14 protein-coding genes are annotated in these 15,461 nt (G+C 34.6%); all 14 read left to right on the forward strand.

Annotation, left to right across the window (positions count from 1 at the left end; all coding sequences use genetic code 11):
• Positions 1–63 precede the first annotated feature (63 nt).
• Positions 64–1,059 carry a type I glyceraldehyde-3-phosphate dehydrogenase gene (gene gap, locus ACHMWN_RS09605; RefSeq protein WP_397300207.1) on the forward strand — a complete coding sequence of 332 codons (996 nt, stop codon included), beginning with the start codon at positions 64–66 and terminating at the stop codon, positions 1,057–1,059.
• Positions 1,052–1,483 (forward strand): GNAT family N-acetyltransferase, encoded by a 432-nt coding sequence (locus tag ACHMWN_RS09610; protein ID WP_397300209.1) that lies wholly within the window; start codon positions 1,052–1,054, stop codon positions 1,481–1,483. Before gap ends, ACHMWN_RS09610 begins: the two co-directional genes overlap by 8 nt.
• A gap of 3 nt (positions 1,484–1,486) precedes the next feature.
• Positions 1,487–2,677, forward strand: coding sequence for a phosphoglycerate kinase (locus ACHMWN_RS09615; RefSeq protein WP_397300212.1), 1,191 nt, complete (start codon positions 1,487–1,489; stop codon positions 2,675–2,677).
• Positions 2,678–2,888: 211 nt separating this feature from the next.
• Positions 2,889–3,359 (forward strand): division/cell wall cluster transcriptional repressor MraZ, encoded by a 471-nt coding sequence (gene mraZ / locus ACHMWN_RS09620; RefSeq protein WP_397300214.1) that lies wholly within the window; start codon positions 2,889–2,891, stop codon positions 3,357–3,359.
• Positions 3,349–4,254 (forward strand): 16S rRNA (cytosine(1402)-N(4))-methyltransferase RsmH, encoded by a 906-nt coding sequence (gene rsmH / locus ACHMWN_RS09625; protein WP_397303563.1) that lies wholly within the window; start codon positions 3,349–3,351, stop codon positions 4,252–4,254. The genes mraZ and rsmH overlap by 11 nt, the downstream gene beginning before the upstream one ends.
• Positions 4,251–4,664, forward strand: coding sequence for an FtsL-like putative cell division protein (locus ACHMWN_RS09630; protein ID WP_397300215.1), 414 nt, complete (start codon positions 4,251–4,253; stop codon positions 4,662–4,664). The genes rsmH and ACHMWN_RS09630 overlap by 4 nt, the downstream gene beginning before the upstream one ends.
• The gene (locus ACHMWN_RS09635; RefSeq protein ID WP_397300218.1) at positions 4,661–6,766 is read left to right on the forward strand and encodes a penicillin-binding protein; all 2,106 of its coding nucleotides are present in this window, start codon (positions 4,661–4,663) and stop codon (positions 6,764–6,766) included. Before ACHMWN_RS09630 ends, ACHMWN_RS09635 begins: the two co-directional genes overlap by 4 nt.
• Position 6,767: 1 nt before the next feature.
• Positions 6,768–8,225: a UDP-N-acetylmuramoyl-L-alanyl-D-glutamate--2,6-diaminopimelate ligase gene (locus tag ACHMWN_RS09640; RefSeq protein WP_397300220.1), complete on the forward strand. Its 1,458-nt coding sequence runs from the start codon at positions 6,768–6,770 to the stop codon at positions 8,223–8,225.
• Positions 8,225–9,472: a phospho-N-acetylmuramoyl-pentapeptide-transferase gene (gene mraY, locus ACHMWN_RS09645; RefSeq protein ID WP_397300222.1), complete on the forward strand. Its 1,248-nt coding sequence runs from the start codon at positions 8,225–8,227 to the stop codon at positions 9,470–9,472. The genes ACHMWN_RS09640 and mraY overlap by 1 nt, the downstream gene beginning before the upstream one ends.
• Positions 9,473–10,816 carry a UDP-N-acetylmuramoyl-L-alanine--D-glutamate ligase gene (gene murD, locus ACHMWN_RS09650; RefSeq protein ID WP_397300225.1) on the forward strand — a complete coding sequence of 448 codons (1,344 nt, stop codon included), beginning with the start codon at positions 9,473–9,475 and terminating at the stop codon, positions 10,814–10,816.
• A gap of 1 nt (position 10,817) precedes the next feature.
• Positions 10,818–11,990, forward strand: coding sequence for an FtsW/RodA/SpoVE family cell cycle protein (locus ACHMWN_RS09655; RefSeq protein WP_397300228.1), 1,173 nt, complete (start codon positions 10,818–10,820; stop codon positions 11,988–11,990).
• Between the two features lie 10 nt (positions 11,991–12,000).
• On the forward strand, positions 12,001–13,110 hold the full coding sequence (gene murG, locus ACHMWN_RS09660; RefSeq protein ID WP_397300231.1) for an undecaprenyldiphospho-muramoylpentapeptide beta-N-acetylglucosaminyltransferase: 1,110 nt from the start codon (positions 12,001–12,003) through the stop codon (positions 13,108–13,110).
• A gap of 1 nt (position 13,111) precedes the next feature.
• Positions 13,112–14,464, forward strand: a complete 1,353-nt coding sequence (gene murC, locus ACHMWN_RS09665) for a UDP-N-acetylmuramate--L-alanine ligase (RefSeq protein ID WP_397300233.1) — start codon at positions 13,112–13,114, stop codon at positions 14,462–14,464.
• Positions 14,457–15,308: a cell division protein FtsQ/DivIB gene (locus ACHMWN_RS09670; RefSeq protein WP_397300235.1), complete on the forward strand. Its 852-nt coding sequence runs from the start codon at positions 14,457–14,459 to the stop codon at positions 15,306–15,308. Before murC ends, ACHMWN_RS09670 begins: the two co-directional genes overlap by 8 nt.
• Positions 15,309–15,461: the final 153 nt, after the last annotated feature.

Genomic DNA, 15,461 nt, shown 5'->3' on the forward strand with positions numbered 1-15,461 from the left:
GTTGTGATTAAAAAACGACAAAAAATAGCATTTCCTTTAAAAGAATATAGGTAGTTTTGCTACATGAAGTTAGCAATAAATGGTTTTGGCCGAATTGGTCGAACTTTTTTACGTACAGCAATAAAGCGTCAACTTAATGTTGTAGCTATTAATGATCTTGCCTCAGCTGCAACACTTGCACATCTATTTAAATATGATTCTGTTCATGGAGTTTATAATGGTGATGTTACTTATGAAGATGATTTGCTAATTATTGATGGAAAAAGAATTAAGATCTTCGCAATCGCAAATCCTAGTCAACTACCTTGGGAAACACTAGAAATAGATGTAGTAATCGAATCTACAGGTAAATTTACCAATCGTGCTAATGCTTCTTTACACCTTCAAGCAGGAGCAAAACAAGTGGTTATTTCTGCGCCAGCTACTGATTCAAGTATTCCAATGGTAGTAATTGGTGTAAATGATGACGAAATTGATCTTAAAGCAGAGATTATATCTAACGCTTCATGTACCACAAATAATGTCGCTCCAATGGTAAAAATTTTAGATGATAATTGGGGAATAGAAGATGGTTATATTACCACTATTCATTCCATGACTGGCGACCAAAACCTGCATGATGCACCGCATAATGATTTACGAAGAGCGAGAGCTGCATCATCATCAATTATACCAACAAGTACAGGTGCAGCTAAAGCAATTACACATATCTTCCCTCATTTAGATGGGAGGCTTGGAGGAGCTGGAATTCGCGTACCAGTTTTAAATGGTTCTTTAACAGATTTTACCTGCATTCTTAAACAAGAAACAACAATTGAAGAAATTAATGCGGCCTTTAAAAAAGCTTCTGAAGGTAAATTAAAATCAATTATTGAATATACAGGAGATCCAATTGTTTCTGTCGACATTATTAATAATACACATTCTTGTATATTTGATTCTCTACTTACCTCTATTGTTGGCGATTTGGTAAAGGTGGTAGGGTGGTACGATAACGAATCCGGTTATTCGAATAGGTTGGTTGATTTGGTTGAAAAAATTGCTCATGTAAATGGTTAAATTTATTCCGTTTGAACTAACTTTAGGTCTTAGAAGTAAGATTTTAAGAAATGGCTTACCTATAGAACAGTGTGTATTTGCTACAGATGAGATAGAGGGAGCTTTTCATTTAGCTTTTTATGCTGATGGGGAAATAGCGTGTATTGCATCTTTTTTTCCTAATAACTACAAGGATAAAAAAGAATTAGGTTATCAATTAAGAGGAATGGCAAGCGATACCATGTTTGCAGGAAAAGGATATGGCTTGGAATTAGTAAAATTTGCGATCGAATATATCAAAAATACAAACGCACAGTATATTTGGTGCAATGCTAGAAGTTCGGCTATCGATTTCTATAAAAAATTAGGCTTTAACCTTGTTTCGAATGAATTTGAAATAGCAGGAGTTGGACCACACTATGAAATGATTTTAAACTTATACTGATATATGAATACAATAGACGAATGTAATTTTAAAGATAAAAAAGCACTAGTAAGAGTAGATTTTAACGTGCCTTTAGATAAGGATTATACCATTACAGATGATAAAAGAATGCGTGCCGCTTTGCCAACAATTAATAAAATATTAAATGAAGGTGGCTCAGTGATTTTAATGTCGCATTTAGGTAGGCCAAAAGGTGGACCAGAAGAAAAATATTCTTTAAAACATATTTTAGGTGATTTATCGAGAATGCTCGATTTAACTGTGAAATTCGCAGACGATTGTGTTGGTGCCGATGCAGAAAATAAAGCTAAAAATCTTTTTCCAGGAGAAGTTTTGTTATTAGAAAATTTACGTTTTCATCCAGAAGAAGAAAAGGGTGATGTTGCGTTTGCAGAAAAATTATCAAAACTTGGTAATGTATATGTTAACGACGCTTTTGGAACAGCACACCGTGCTCATGCTTCAACAACTATTGTGGCTCAATTCTTTCCAAATGCTAAATATTTCGGGTATTTAATGGCTGAAGAATTGAAAAATGCAGAGAAAGTAAATCATGGTGCTGCAAAACCATTTACAGCTATTATGGGTGGCGCAAAAGTTTCAGATAAAATTCTGTTAATCGAAAGTTTATTAGACAAAGTTGACAATCTGATTATTGGCGGAGGTATGGCTTACACTTTTGCTAAAGCGCAAGGCGGAGAAATAGGTACATCACTTTTAGAAGAAGATCGTATGGCTTTGTGTCTTGAATTATTAGATAAGGCTAAAGCTAAAGGAGTAAATTTAATTTTACCAGTTGACACAGTAATTGCTGATAAATTTGATAATGATGCAGCAAAGGATCAGGTAGATACAGGAGAAATTCCCCCAAACTGGATGGGTTTAGATATTGGCCCAAAAACTATTCAGTTATTCAGTGAAACTGTTAAAAATTCTAAAACTCTACTTTGGAACGGACCAATGGGCGTCTTCGAAATGGCCAATTTTGAACAAGGTACAAAAGCTATCGCTGAAGCTGTAGTTGCGGCAACAAAAAATGGAGCTTTCTCTTTAATTGGAGGTGGAGATTCTGCTGCGGCAATCGCCAAATTTGGTTTAGAAGATGAAGTAAGCTACGTTTCTACTGGTGGTGGAGCTTTATTAGAATATATGGAAGGTAAGGAATTGCCAGGCGTAAAAGCTATTCAAAGCTAGGTAAATAGCTTATAATTAATACTTAAAAGGCGGCATTTCGAATAATAATTCGAAATGCCGCCTTTTTGATTCTCAAGAACTTCTTTCAAAATCACCAAAAAATGGAACAAAATGGAGATTTTAAATATGTTGAAAACTTTTTGTGGTAAGAAGTGGTAAATTGTGGTAGAAGTGTTTATTTTTACACTACATAAAAAGTGTTGGTGGTAAAATGATACAGCTATTAGGAGAGTTTGATTGTAAATTAGATGCGAAAGGTCGCTTAATGGTGCCTTCAAGTCTAAAAAAACAATTGCCTAGTGTAGAGCAAGAGGGCTTGGTCATTAACCGCGGATTTGAAAAGCACTTAGTTATTTATCCAAAAAAGGTTTGGGAAAGTATTGTAGCTGAGTTAAGTAAGTTAAATCAGTACGAGAAAAAAACTAGAGAGTTTATCCGCTTTTTTACCCGTGGAGCTACAGAGTTAAGCTTGGATGCTTCGGGTAGAGTTTTATTGCCAAAATCTTTATTGGAATTTGCTGGTATTAATGGAGATGTAGTTTTGGCGTGTCAGTTCGATAAAATTGAAGTGTGGTCTAAAACTGCTTATGATAATTTATTAGATAACGAGCCAGAGAATTTTGCAAATCTTGCAGAAGAAGTGATGGGTGGTAAAGATAGGAGAGATGAAGATGGAAAATAATTACCACGTACCAGTTTTACTGAAAGAGTGTATTGAAGGATTAAATATTAAGCCATCAGGAGTGTATGTTGATGTTACTTTTGGTGGTGGGGGTCATTCTAAAGAGATATTAAAAAACTTAGGTAAAGACGGTATTCTCATAGCTTTCGATCAAGATCCGGATGCGCAAAGAAATAAAATTAATGACCCGCGTTTCATTTTTGTAGATCAAAACTTCGGTTTCCTTAAAAATAATTTACGGTTATTGGGTTACAAGCATGTAGATGGTATTTTGGCTGATCTAGGTGTTTCTTCTCATCAATTTAATGAGCCTAGTAGAGGGTTTTCAACTCGTTTTGAAGCAGATTTGGATATGCGCATGGACAAACAACGTCCATTAACTGCTGCGGTAGTTTTGAATACGTATGCGGAAGATAAATTGCATAAAATCTTCGGGATTTACGGAGAGGTTAAAAACGCGAAATCCCTTGCAAAAACCATTGTAACTGCTCGTATTAATCAGCCAATAGCTACTCTGGCAGACTTTAAAAGTGTAATTGCGGCTCACATCCCAAAGGGAAAAGAAAATAAATACATGGCGCAGGTTTTTCAGGCTTTGCGAATTGAGGTGAATGCGGAAATAGAGGTTCTAGAAAGTTTTTTAGAGCAAAGTGCAGCAGTTTTAAATACAGGTGGGCGATTAGTAGTGATGTCTTATCATTCATTAGAAGATAGACCAGTGAAAAACTTTATCGCTAAAGGAAAATTTAGGGGAGAAGTTGATAAAGATTTCTTCGGAAACGAGGAAAAGCCTTTTAGGTCAATAACTCGTAAGGCGATAATAGCAGACGAAGAAGAGCTGGCAATAAATAGTCGTGCTAGAAGTGCAAAATTAAGAATTGGAGAAAAAATATGAATAACCAATTCAAAAAAAGATTAGAAGAGCAAGAAGAAGTGCAGGAACAAGAAGAGTTGGAAACTGTACAAGAACCTGCTAAAGAAGACGGACCTACAACAGCTTTTTTTAGAAAATTATTTACAGAAGGGGTTGTAAGTAAAGAATCAGCAACGGATATGCTTCCTTTTTTGATTTTTTTATGCGTTTTGGGGATGATTTATATTGCTAATAGCCACATGGCGGTAAAAAATATACGTGATATAGATAAGCTGAATAAAGAAGTTAAAGAGTTAAGCTGGGAATATAAATCGCTAAAAGCGGATTTAATGTTCAAAAGTAAACTAACTGAAGTAGCAAAAAAAGTAGATACGCTTGGAATAAAAGAACTAATAGAACCACCAAAAAAAATCATAATAAACAAGAAATGAACATTAGAGCAAACATTTTACTGCGTGTGTACTTAGCCTTTGGGTTGATTGTGCTTTTCGCCTTTGCTGTTTTGTTGAGGTTGGGAGATGTGCAGTTTATACAAGGACATAAATGGCGTGCCATGGCCGACAGTTTATCAACTAAAGAATTTGATATTGAAGCTGCTCGAGGTAACATTTATTCAAACGATGGAAGTTTGTTGGCAACATCAATCCCTGAATACGAATTGCGCATGGATATGTTGGCGGGTGGAATTCAAAATAAAGAAGTATTTGATAGTAAAGTAGATTCGTTGGCCATGAAATTATCTCAATTTTTTGGAGATAAAAGTGCAAAAGATTATTCTCGTTTTTTACGTAAAGCTAGACAAGATAGCGCTCGCTATGTGCTAATTAAACGTAAGGTTTCTTATCAGGACTTAAAAGTAATTAGAACTTTTCCATTGTATAATATTGGAAAATATACTGGTGGTTTAATGGCAATTCAGCAAAATAGACGCATTAAACCATTTAAAGATTTAGCATCAAGAACCATAGGCTACAAAAATGAAAATGTAAAAAATGGAGTTGGCTTAGAGGGAGCTTATGGTAATTACATTAACGGCGAAAGTGGTAAACAGTTAATGCAAAGAATTAGTGGTGGAGTATGGATTCCGGTGAATAATGATGCAGAAGTTGCCCCAAAAGATGGCGCTGATATTATTTCAACCATCGATATTAATATGCAAGATTTAGCACAAAATGCATTAAAAGAAGGGTTGATTAGAAGTAAAGCTCATCATGGTGCTGTAATCGTTATGGAAGTAGCTACTGGTGAGATTAGGGCTATTGCAAATTATACAAGAAAAGAAGAAGGGGTTTACGAAGAGGCATTTAATTATGCAATTGCAGGAAACCAAGATCCTGGCTCTACTTTTAAATTAGCTTCTTACATGGCTTTATTAGATGATAAAAAAGTAGATACCAATACGCTAATCGGAACCGAAAATTATAAGTTACCTGGAGGACATGTTATTAAGGATTCTCACGGAAGTATTGGGACAGTAACAGTAAAAAGAGCATTTGAACAATCGTCTAATTCAGCTGTAGCTCAATTGATTAATAATAACTATCGTGATAATCCGAAGCAGTTCACTGATCATTTGTATAAATGGCATTTGAACGAACGAACAGGATTGCAAATTCCTGGAGAGGCAAGACCTGTGGTTAAAAATCCAGCTACAAACAAAAGCTGGAACAAAAATATGACTTTGCCTCAAATGGCTTATGGTTATGAAATGATGTTAACCCCTTTAAAAATGTTAACGTTATACAACGCTATTGCTAATAACGGTAAAATGATTTCGCCAATTTTTGTAAAAGAAATTAGAAGATTAGGTAATCCAATAGAACAGTTCAAGGCAAAGGTAATGAATGAAAAAGTTTGTTCTGATGAAACCTTGAGTAAGTTAAAAGCAATGTTAGAAGGCGTAGTAACTAATGGAAGCGGAAGACAAATTGTATATAATCCATTATATAAAATTGCTGGTAAAACTGGTACAGCACAAGTTGCTGATGATAATTTAGGTTATAAAGCTAAAAAGCAATATCAAGCTTCGTTTGTTGGTTATTTTCCTGCCGAAAAACCTAAGTACTCAATGATCGTTGTAATCAATGATCCAATTGGTGAATACTATGGTGCGTTGGTTTCTGGACCGGTTTTCAGAAAAATCGCGGATCGCATTTATGCTGGTGATATAAAGATGTATAGCGGGATTAAGCAAAATCTTGTGGGTAACACTAATCCGCCAGAAGCAAAGGCTGGTCAAAGTAAAGCAACAAAAAAGGTATACAATGCATTTGGTATTAAAGCGCTTTATGCCGCAAAATCGGATTATTTCAATTCAGTAGATACAAGTAACGGAATCGCTTATCAGGAAAATGCACCAGTGAAAGGAATCATGCCAAATGTAAATGGTATGGGTTTAAAGGACGCGATGTATTTAATTGGTAATGCTGGTTTAAAAGCAAGAGTAAAAGGTAGTGGCAAAGTGAAAAGTCAATCGATACAACCTGGTAGTAATATTGGCAAGGGATTAATGGTAGAAATAGAATTACAATAAGATGCAGTTGCAAGATTTATTATATGGTGTAGCAATTAAAAGTTTGACGGGAAAGCCTAATCAAAAGGTTGCCGCTTTGGCTTTTGATTCCCGCCAGGTAACTGAAAATACTTTATTTTTTGCAGTAAAAGGAACAGTGGTTGATGGCCATGAATATATAGCACAAACTATAGCTGCTGGTGCAACTGTAATCATCTGCGAAATTTTACCTGCCGAGATAGTATCGACTGTAACCTATGTCGAGGTAGCAAATTCTTCGATTGCTTTAGGTGTAGTTGCTAGTAATTTTTACGGAAATCCATCAACTAAACTGAAGTTAATTGGTATTACAGGTACCAATGGCAAAACTACAATTGCAACGCTTTTATTTCAATTGTTTCGTGGGTTAGGTTATAGTGTTGGTTTAATTTCTACTGTTCAAAATCATATAAATGAAAATATAATTCCCGCTACGCATACAACACCAAACCCAATTGCTTTAAATTCTTTATTGCAGGATATGGTAAATGCAGATTGCGAATATTGCTTTATGGAAGTGAGTTCTCATGCGGTAGTTCAACATCGCATTGCGGGATTAACTTTTGGAGGCGGAGTATTTTCTAATATCACTCATGATCATTTAGATTTTCATCAAACATTTGATAATTATTTAAAAGCTAAAAAAGAATTTTTCGACCATTTGCCAAAATCTGCATTCGCCTTAACAAATGTTGATGATAAAAACGGGAAAGTGATGTTGCAAAACACAAAAGCAACTAAAAAGACATACGCTTTAAAACAAATGGCTGATTTTAAGGCGAAAATTATTGAAAATAAATTCAGCGGATTGCACTTAAACGTTGATGATCTAGATGTCCATTTTAGAATGGTGGGCTCATTTAATGCCTATAACTTATTAGCAGCTTATGGAACTGCAATTCTATTAGATCAAGATAAGTTAGAGGTATTGACCATTTTAAGCACTTTGGCTGGTGCCGAAGGTAGATTTGATTATATCGTTTCGAAACAAGGAATTATAGGGATAGTAGATTATGCACATACACCAGATGCCGTTCAAAATGTATTAAGTACAGTTGCAAATATTAGAAAAGGTACAGAACAAGTGATTACGGTATTGGGGTGTGGCGGTGATAGAGATAAAACTAAGCGACCAATTATGGCACAAGTTGCATGCGATTGGAGCGATAAAGTAATTCTTACATCAGATAATCCAAGAACAGAAGATCCACACATAATTATTACCGAAATGGAAAAAGGGGTTTCGCCAACTAATCAGCGAAAAACCTTAAGCATTTTAGATAGAAAAGAAGCGATTAAAACAGCTTGTCATCTAGCAAAACCGGGAGATATTATTCTAGTTGCAGGAAAGGGTCATGAAAAATACCAAGAAATTAATGGTGTGAGACATCATTTTGACGATAAAGAAGTGTTAATCGAACAACTAAACCAAATCAACTAATGTTATATTTATTATTCGAATATCTGCATAAGCACTATGATTTTCCTGGATTAAGGTTGTTCCAATATCTTACATTCAGAGCATCGTTATCTATTATTTTATCGTTGATTATCACTACAGTTTATGGTCGCAGAATTATAGATTATTTACACCGTAAACAAGTTGGTGAAACTGTTAGAAACTTAGGCTTAGAAGGCCAAATGCAAAAACAAGGCACGCCAACAATGGGTGGTATCATGATTTTGTTGGGTATTCTTATTCCGACATTGTTGTTTGCCAATATCACCAATGTGTATGTTATTTTAATGATCATTACCACAGTGTGGATGGGTGTAATCGGGTTTGTTGATGATTATATTAAAGTTTTTAGAAAAAATAAGGAAGGCTTAGCTGGTAGATTTAAAGTCGTAGGACAAGTTGGTTTAGCCATTATTGTTGGCTTAACTATGTTTTACAATTCAAATATCGTAGTACGACAAACGGTTGATGATAGTGTAGTTTCTAAAAACACTGCTCCGATGATTTTAAGACAAAAAGGAGAGAAATTTTATTATACACAAGATGTAAAATCGACGAAAACAAATGTTCCTTTTTATAAAAATAATGAGTTCGATTATGCTAAAGTACTTAAATTCTTAGGTAAAGATTATGAGAAATATGCACTAATTGTATTCTTGTTTTTTGTCATCACAATAGTTACGGCTGTGTCAAACGGAGCTAATTTAACAGATGGGATTGATGGTTTAGCAACAGGAACATCCGCCATAATTGGAATAACACTGGGTATTTTGGCCTATGTTTCTGGTAATACGGTGATTGCAGATTACTTGAATATCATGTACATTCCCAACTCTGGAGAGCTGATCATTTTTGCTGGCGCTTTTGTAGGAGCTTGTGTGGGTTTCTTATGGTATAATTCTTATCCAGCCCAAATTTTTATGGGTGATACCGGAAGTTTAACTATTGGTGGTATTATCGCGGTTTTCGCAATTATGATTCGTAAAGAATTATTAATTCCAATTTTATGTGGTGTGTTTTTAATCGAAGTATTATCGGTTACGCTACAAGTAAGTTATTTCAAATACACTAAGAAACGTTTTGGCGAAGGAAGAAGAATTTTCTTGATGTCGCCTTTGCACCATCATTATCAGAAAAAAGGATACCATGAAGCAAAAATCGTAACCCGTTTCTGGATTATCGGCATTATGCTGGCTATTATCACATTCGTAACCTTAAAACTACGCTAAATGGAAACAAAGAGAATTGTAATTCTTGGAGCAGGTGAAAGCGGAGTAGGTGCGGCAAAGTTGGCGCAAAAGCATGGTTTTGATGTTTTTGTATCTGATTTTGGTGCTATTGCTGATCGCTATAAATCAACTTTGCAAGAATTGAATATCTCTTTTGAAGAAAAACAGCATACAAACGAGTTGATACTGAATGCAACTGAGGTGATAAAAAGTCCAGGTATTCCAAGTACAGCGCCTATTGTTAAAGCATTAGTTAAAAATAACATTCCAGTAATCTCGGAAATTGAGTTTGCAAAAAGATATACTACTGCCAAAACTATATGCATTACAGGGTCAAATGGTAAATCAACTACAACAATGTTGACGTATCATATTCTTCAAAATGCAGGTGTAAATGTAGGCTTAGGTGGAAACATTGGGCAAAGTTTTGCAGTTCAAGTTTGTGATGGTGAGTACGATTGGTATGTATTAGAAATATCAAGCTTTATGCTAGATGATATGTATGCTTTTAAAGCAGACATCGCTGTTTTGTTAAACATTACTCCTGATCATTTAGACCGATACGATTATAAATTAGAAAATTATGCTGCATCAAAAATGCGCATTGTTCAAAATCAAACTGATAAAGATTTTTTCATTTACTGCGCTGATGATGAAGAAACAATCAAATCTCTAGAAAAAACTAAAATCAATGCTAAGCGATATCCTTTTTCAATTCGTAAAAAAGTAGAAGAAGGCGCCTACTTAGAAGACCAAACTATACACATCAACACACACCTTAAACAACCATTCACCATGTCAATTTCAGAGTTAGCTTTACAGGGCAAGCACAACATTTACAACTCTATGGCTTCGGGCATAGTAGCCAAAGTTTTAGAGTTACGTAATGAAACCATCCGCGAAAGCATGGGTAACTTCAAAAATATTGAGCATCGTTTGGAGTTTGTTGCAAAAATATCTGATGTGACCTACATCAATGATTCTAAGGCAACGAATGTAAATTCTACGTGGTATGCATTAGAAAGTGTGGGTTCGGATGTGGTTTTAATTATGGGTGGTGTAGATAAAGGGAATGATTATACAATGCTTAAAGATTTAGTGCGTAGTAAAGTCAGTGCCATTGTATGTATGGGCAAAGACAATAAACGTATTCACGAAGCTTTTGAAGATGATGTAGATATTATTGTAAATACTTTTTCCGCAGCAGAAGCAGTTCAAGTCGCGTATCATTTAGCTAAAAAAGGAAATACAGTATTATTATCTCCAGCATGTGCAAGTTTCGATTTATTTAAAAACTACGAAGATAGAGGTAACCAATTTAAAGCAGCAGTAAAAGAATTATAAAATGTTTAATATCAACGCACTTTTAGAAAGAACAAAAGGAGATCGATGGATTTGGTTGATAATCATAATGTTATCGCTGATTTCTATTATGGCGGTTTATAGCGCAACTGGAGCAATTGCTTATAAAAAAGGAATAACAGTCGAAAAATACTTGTTATATAAACACGTCATTTTTGTGCTTTTAGGTATTGCGATGATTTATATTTCGCACCTGTTAGATTATAAATACTATTCAGGAATTTCTAAAATTTTAATGATCGTTACTATCCCTCTTTTGTTTTACACATTAATATTTGGAAGCAGTATTAACGATGCATCTCGTTGGGTAAAAATTCCAGTAATTGGATTAACTTTCCAAACTTCCGATTTAGCAAAATTGGCTTTAATTACCTTTTTAGCACGAATGTTAACTAGAAAACAAGAGAACATAAAAGATGTTAAAAACTCATTCGTGCCAATTATGGGTTCTGTTTGTGTAGTATTTATATTAATCGCTTTAGCCAATTTATCTACTGCATTAATGTTGTTTGGCGTAAGTATTTTATTGCTGATTATAGGTCGTATTAGTATTAAACAAATTGCAATAGTTTGTGCTGGCGGATTGGTATTATTAATGTTCGTGGTTTTTTTAGGGCCAAGGAGAGATACCTATAAATCACGTATTAATGCTTTCATGCATCCAGAAAAACAAACTTCCGATAAGAATTACCAAGCAAATCATTCAAAAATTGCTTTGGCAAGTGGTGGGTTATTTGGTAAAGGGCCGGGTAATAGTACAGAGCGTAACTTCTTACCTCACCCATATTCTGATTTTATTTTTGCCATTATTATCGAAGAATATGGAACAGTTGGAGGCTTAGCCATTGTAGTGCTATACCTGGTTTTGCTTTACCGATGTGTACGAATTGTCACGCGAAGTCCCAAGGCATTTGGTGCGTTGCTGGCAGCAGGATTAAGTTTTAGCTTAACCATACAAGCATTTGCAAATATGGCGGTAGCGGTTGGATTAGGTCCTGTAACAGGTGTGCCTTTGCCATTAGTAAGTATGGGTGGTACGTCAATGATATTTACAAGTATAGCATTCGGTATTATTTTAAGTGTAAGCCGAGATGTAGAAGAACATAGTAGTAAAAAAGAAAAAGTTATTGTTGGAGAAATCCCAGCAATGGCATAAAATAATAACAATGAATAATTTCCCAAAAATTATCATATCTGGAGGTGGCACAGGTGGGCATATTTTTCCCGCCATTGCCATTGCCAATGCATTGAAAAGTATTTCGCCAAATTGTGAAATACTTTTTGTGGGCGCAGTGGGAAGAATGGAAATGGAAAAAGTTCCAGCTGCTGGATATAAAATTGTGGGATTAAATATAAGTGGAATACAAAGAGGATCAATTTTAAAGAATTTGAATTTACCTTTTAAAGTAATTTCAAGTGTGCGCAAGGCGATGAAATTAATTTCCGATTTCAAGCCAGATGCAGTTGTTGGTGTTGGAGGCTATGCTTCTGGGCCATTATTGTATGCAGCATCTTTAAAGAAAATCCCGTATTTGATACAAGAACAAAATTCGTATGCAGGTATAACTAATAAGCTATTAGGCAAGAATGCTTCTAAAATTTGTGTTGCATTTGATGGAATGGAAACATTTTTTCCAGCGGATAAACTATTGAAAACTGGAAATCCTGTTAGAACAAATATAGTTGAGATTGAAGGAAAGCATCATGCGGGTGCTGAATTATTAAAATTAGATCCTTTAAAGAAAATCATATTAATTACTGGCGGAAGTTTAGGTGCTGGAACCTTGAATAAAAGTATTGAAAAGCATTTGCCTGAAATTATCGCACAAGATGTGCAAATAGTATGGCAAACTGGTAAGTTTTATTACAAAGGCATCATCGAAAGATTGGGTTTAGACTACCATCCGAATGTTTGCATTTTAGAATTTTTAAATAAAATGGATTTAGCTTATGCTGCTGCAGATTTAATTATTTCTAGAGCTGGCGCTGGAACTATTGCTGAATTGTGTTTAATTAAAAAGCCAGTGATTTTGGTTCCATCACCAAATGTTGCAGAAGATCATCAAACAAAAAACGCGATGGCTTTAGTTAAAAATGATGCGGCAATCTTAATTAACGATCGCTCAGCTGAAGATACTTTAGTTGCTGAAGCATTGAAATTATTAGAAAATGGAACACGTTGTAAATCATTAAGTGAAAATATAGGTAAAATGGCATTAAAAGATGCCGACATAATAATTGCAGAAGAAGTATTGAAATTAGTTAATAGGTCATAAAATGGAATTGGCAACTATAAATAGAGTGTATTTTGTGGGTATCGGTGGTATCGGTATGAGTGCTCTCGCTCGTTATTTTGCTAAACGCGGTGTTGTGGTCTGTGGATACGATAAGACTAGAACTAATTTAACAATTGAGTTAGAACGTGAGGGGATTTTGATAACATATCTAGACGAAGAATCTGCAGTTTCAGTGTGCTTTCAAAAAAATCATGAAGATACATTGGTTGTTTACACTCCGGCAATTCCTAAAAACTCTAATATTTTAAACCATTTTAAAAATAATGGTTTTAGCTTGAAAAAACGTTCTGAAGTTTTAGGAATCATTAGTCAAGGTATGTTTTGCATTGCCGTAGCAGGTACACATGGTAAAACTACAACTTCATCAATGATTGCTCATCTTTTAACAGATACTGGTTTTGACTGTACTGCATTTTTAGGTGGTATAACAAGTAATTATAACAGTAATGTCCTATTTGGAAAGAATAATGTAGTCGTTGTAGAGGCTGATGAATACGATCGTTCTTTCTTGACGCTTCATCCTGATGTAGCTGTTGTAACTTCAATGGATGCAGATCATTTGGATATTTATGGAGATGAAAGCCATTTGCATGAATCATTCCACTTGTTCGCAAATCAATTAAAAACAGATGGTAAATTATTTGTTAAGGATGGTTTGCCATTAAATGGAATAACGTATAGTGCAACAGAAAACTCTGCATTAAGAGCGAGTAATATTCATGTAGAAAATGGAAATTTTGTTTTCGATTTCGAAGATGGGTACACTACAATTAAAGAGTTAAACTTGGCAATGCCAGGCAGACATAATGTAGAAAATGCAGTTGCTGCAATTGGTGTTGCGCTGAGTTTGGGTATTCATCCAAAAAGCATTAAAAAGGCTGTCGCTTCTTTTAAAGGTGTGAAACGCAGATTTGAAAAACAAGTAAACACATCAAAACATATTTACATTGATGACTATGCACATCATCCAGAAGAATTAAGAGCGTGTTTTGATGCGGTTAAACAATTACATCCTGATAAGAAATTAACAGTAATATTCCAGCCTCATTTATTTACGCGAACTCGTGATTTTGCAGATGATTTTGCAAAAGTTTTAAGCATAGCTGATGATGTGGTGTTATTAGAAATTTATCCAGCGAGAGAAATGCCTATTGAAGGTATTAATTCACAGATGTTACTAGATAAAATTACCGTTGTAAACAAGGAATTATGTGGAAAAGAATCGGTGGTGCAACATATAAAGAATAAAAATCCTGAACTACTTTTGACAGTTGGTGCGGGAGATATTGACACCTTAGTAGAACCGTTAAAAAATGCCTTAAATCATGCTTAGGAGAATTAATTGGAAAGCGATTTTTAAAGGATTTGCATGGCTTGTTTGCCTAGCAGGTGTGGTTGTGCTGATGAGTTTTATTGAAATTAAAAAACATGAAGTAAAATGTACTAATATTAAAATATTAATTCCAGGGGCAGATAATTTTATTGAGAGGGAAGAGATTGATGCGATATTAAAACAAAGTCAAGGAGACTTAATAGGACGTAATTTAGAGCAGATTAATATTCATCAAATTGAAAAAACATTAAAAGCTAACCCATACATCGCATTTGCAAAAGTTTATGCAGATATGAATGGAGTTATAAATATTGAAGTTAAACAACGTCAACCTGTGTTAAGAATTTTAAATGCTGGCGGACAAGATTATTATATTGATAGTGATGGCTTAAAAATGCCAATGTCACCAAACTTTACTGCCAATGTTCTTGTTGCTACAGGAAATATATTAGAAGGATTTGGAGGTAAGGTTGATACATTATTTACACCACTTGCATCTGATTTATACAAAGCAGCCTTATTTATAAAGAAGGATACTTTATGGGATGCACAGATTGAACAAATGTATGTGAATGAGAAAAGCGATATAGAGTTAATTCCCCGTGTAGGTAATCAACGAATTATTTTAGGCAATGCAGATTCGCTTGAAATTAAAATGAATAATTTATTGGCTTTTTATAAACAAGCAATGCCATTAGTTGGATGGAATGCCTATAAAACCATCAATTTGAAATATGTAAATCAAATTGTTTGCGAGAAGTATGATTCATTAGCTGTTAAAAAAGCTACAGTAGTTACAGTAATTGATAGCGCAGTTGTTGCTAAAAAAGAAGTGGATTTTTAATAAAGGATGCAATACAAGATGAAATTAAAAAGGCGTCAAATGATGTTGTTGCAGCAAAAAAAGTAACACCAAAAACTAATACTACAGCAGTTGTAAAACCAGTTAGCGCAAAAGAAAAACCAGCAGAAAAAGTAGTTGTTAAAGCAAGTACAA

Origin of the sequence: Pedobacter sp. UC225_61, assembly GCF_044452285.1 — a bacterium.
In the GTDB taxonomy this organism is placed as follows: Bacteria; Bacteroidota; Bacteroidia; order Sphingobacteriales; family Sphingobacteriaceae; genus Pedobacter.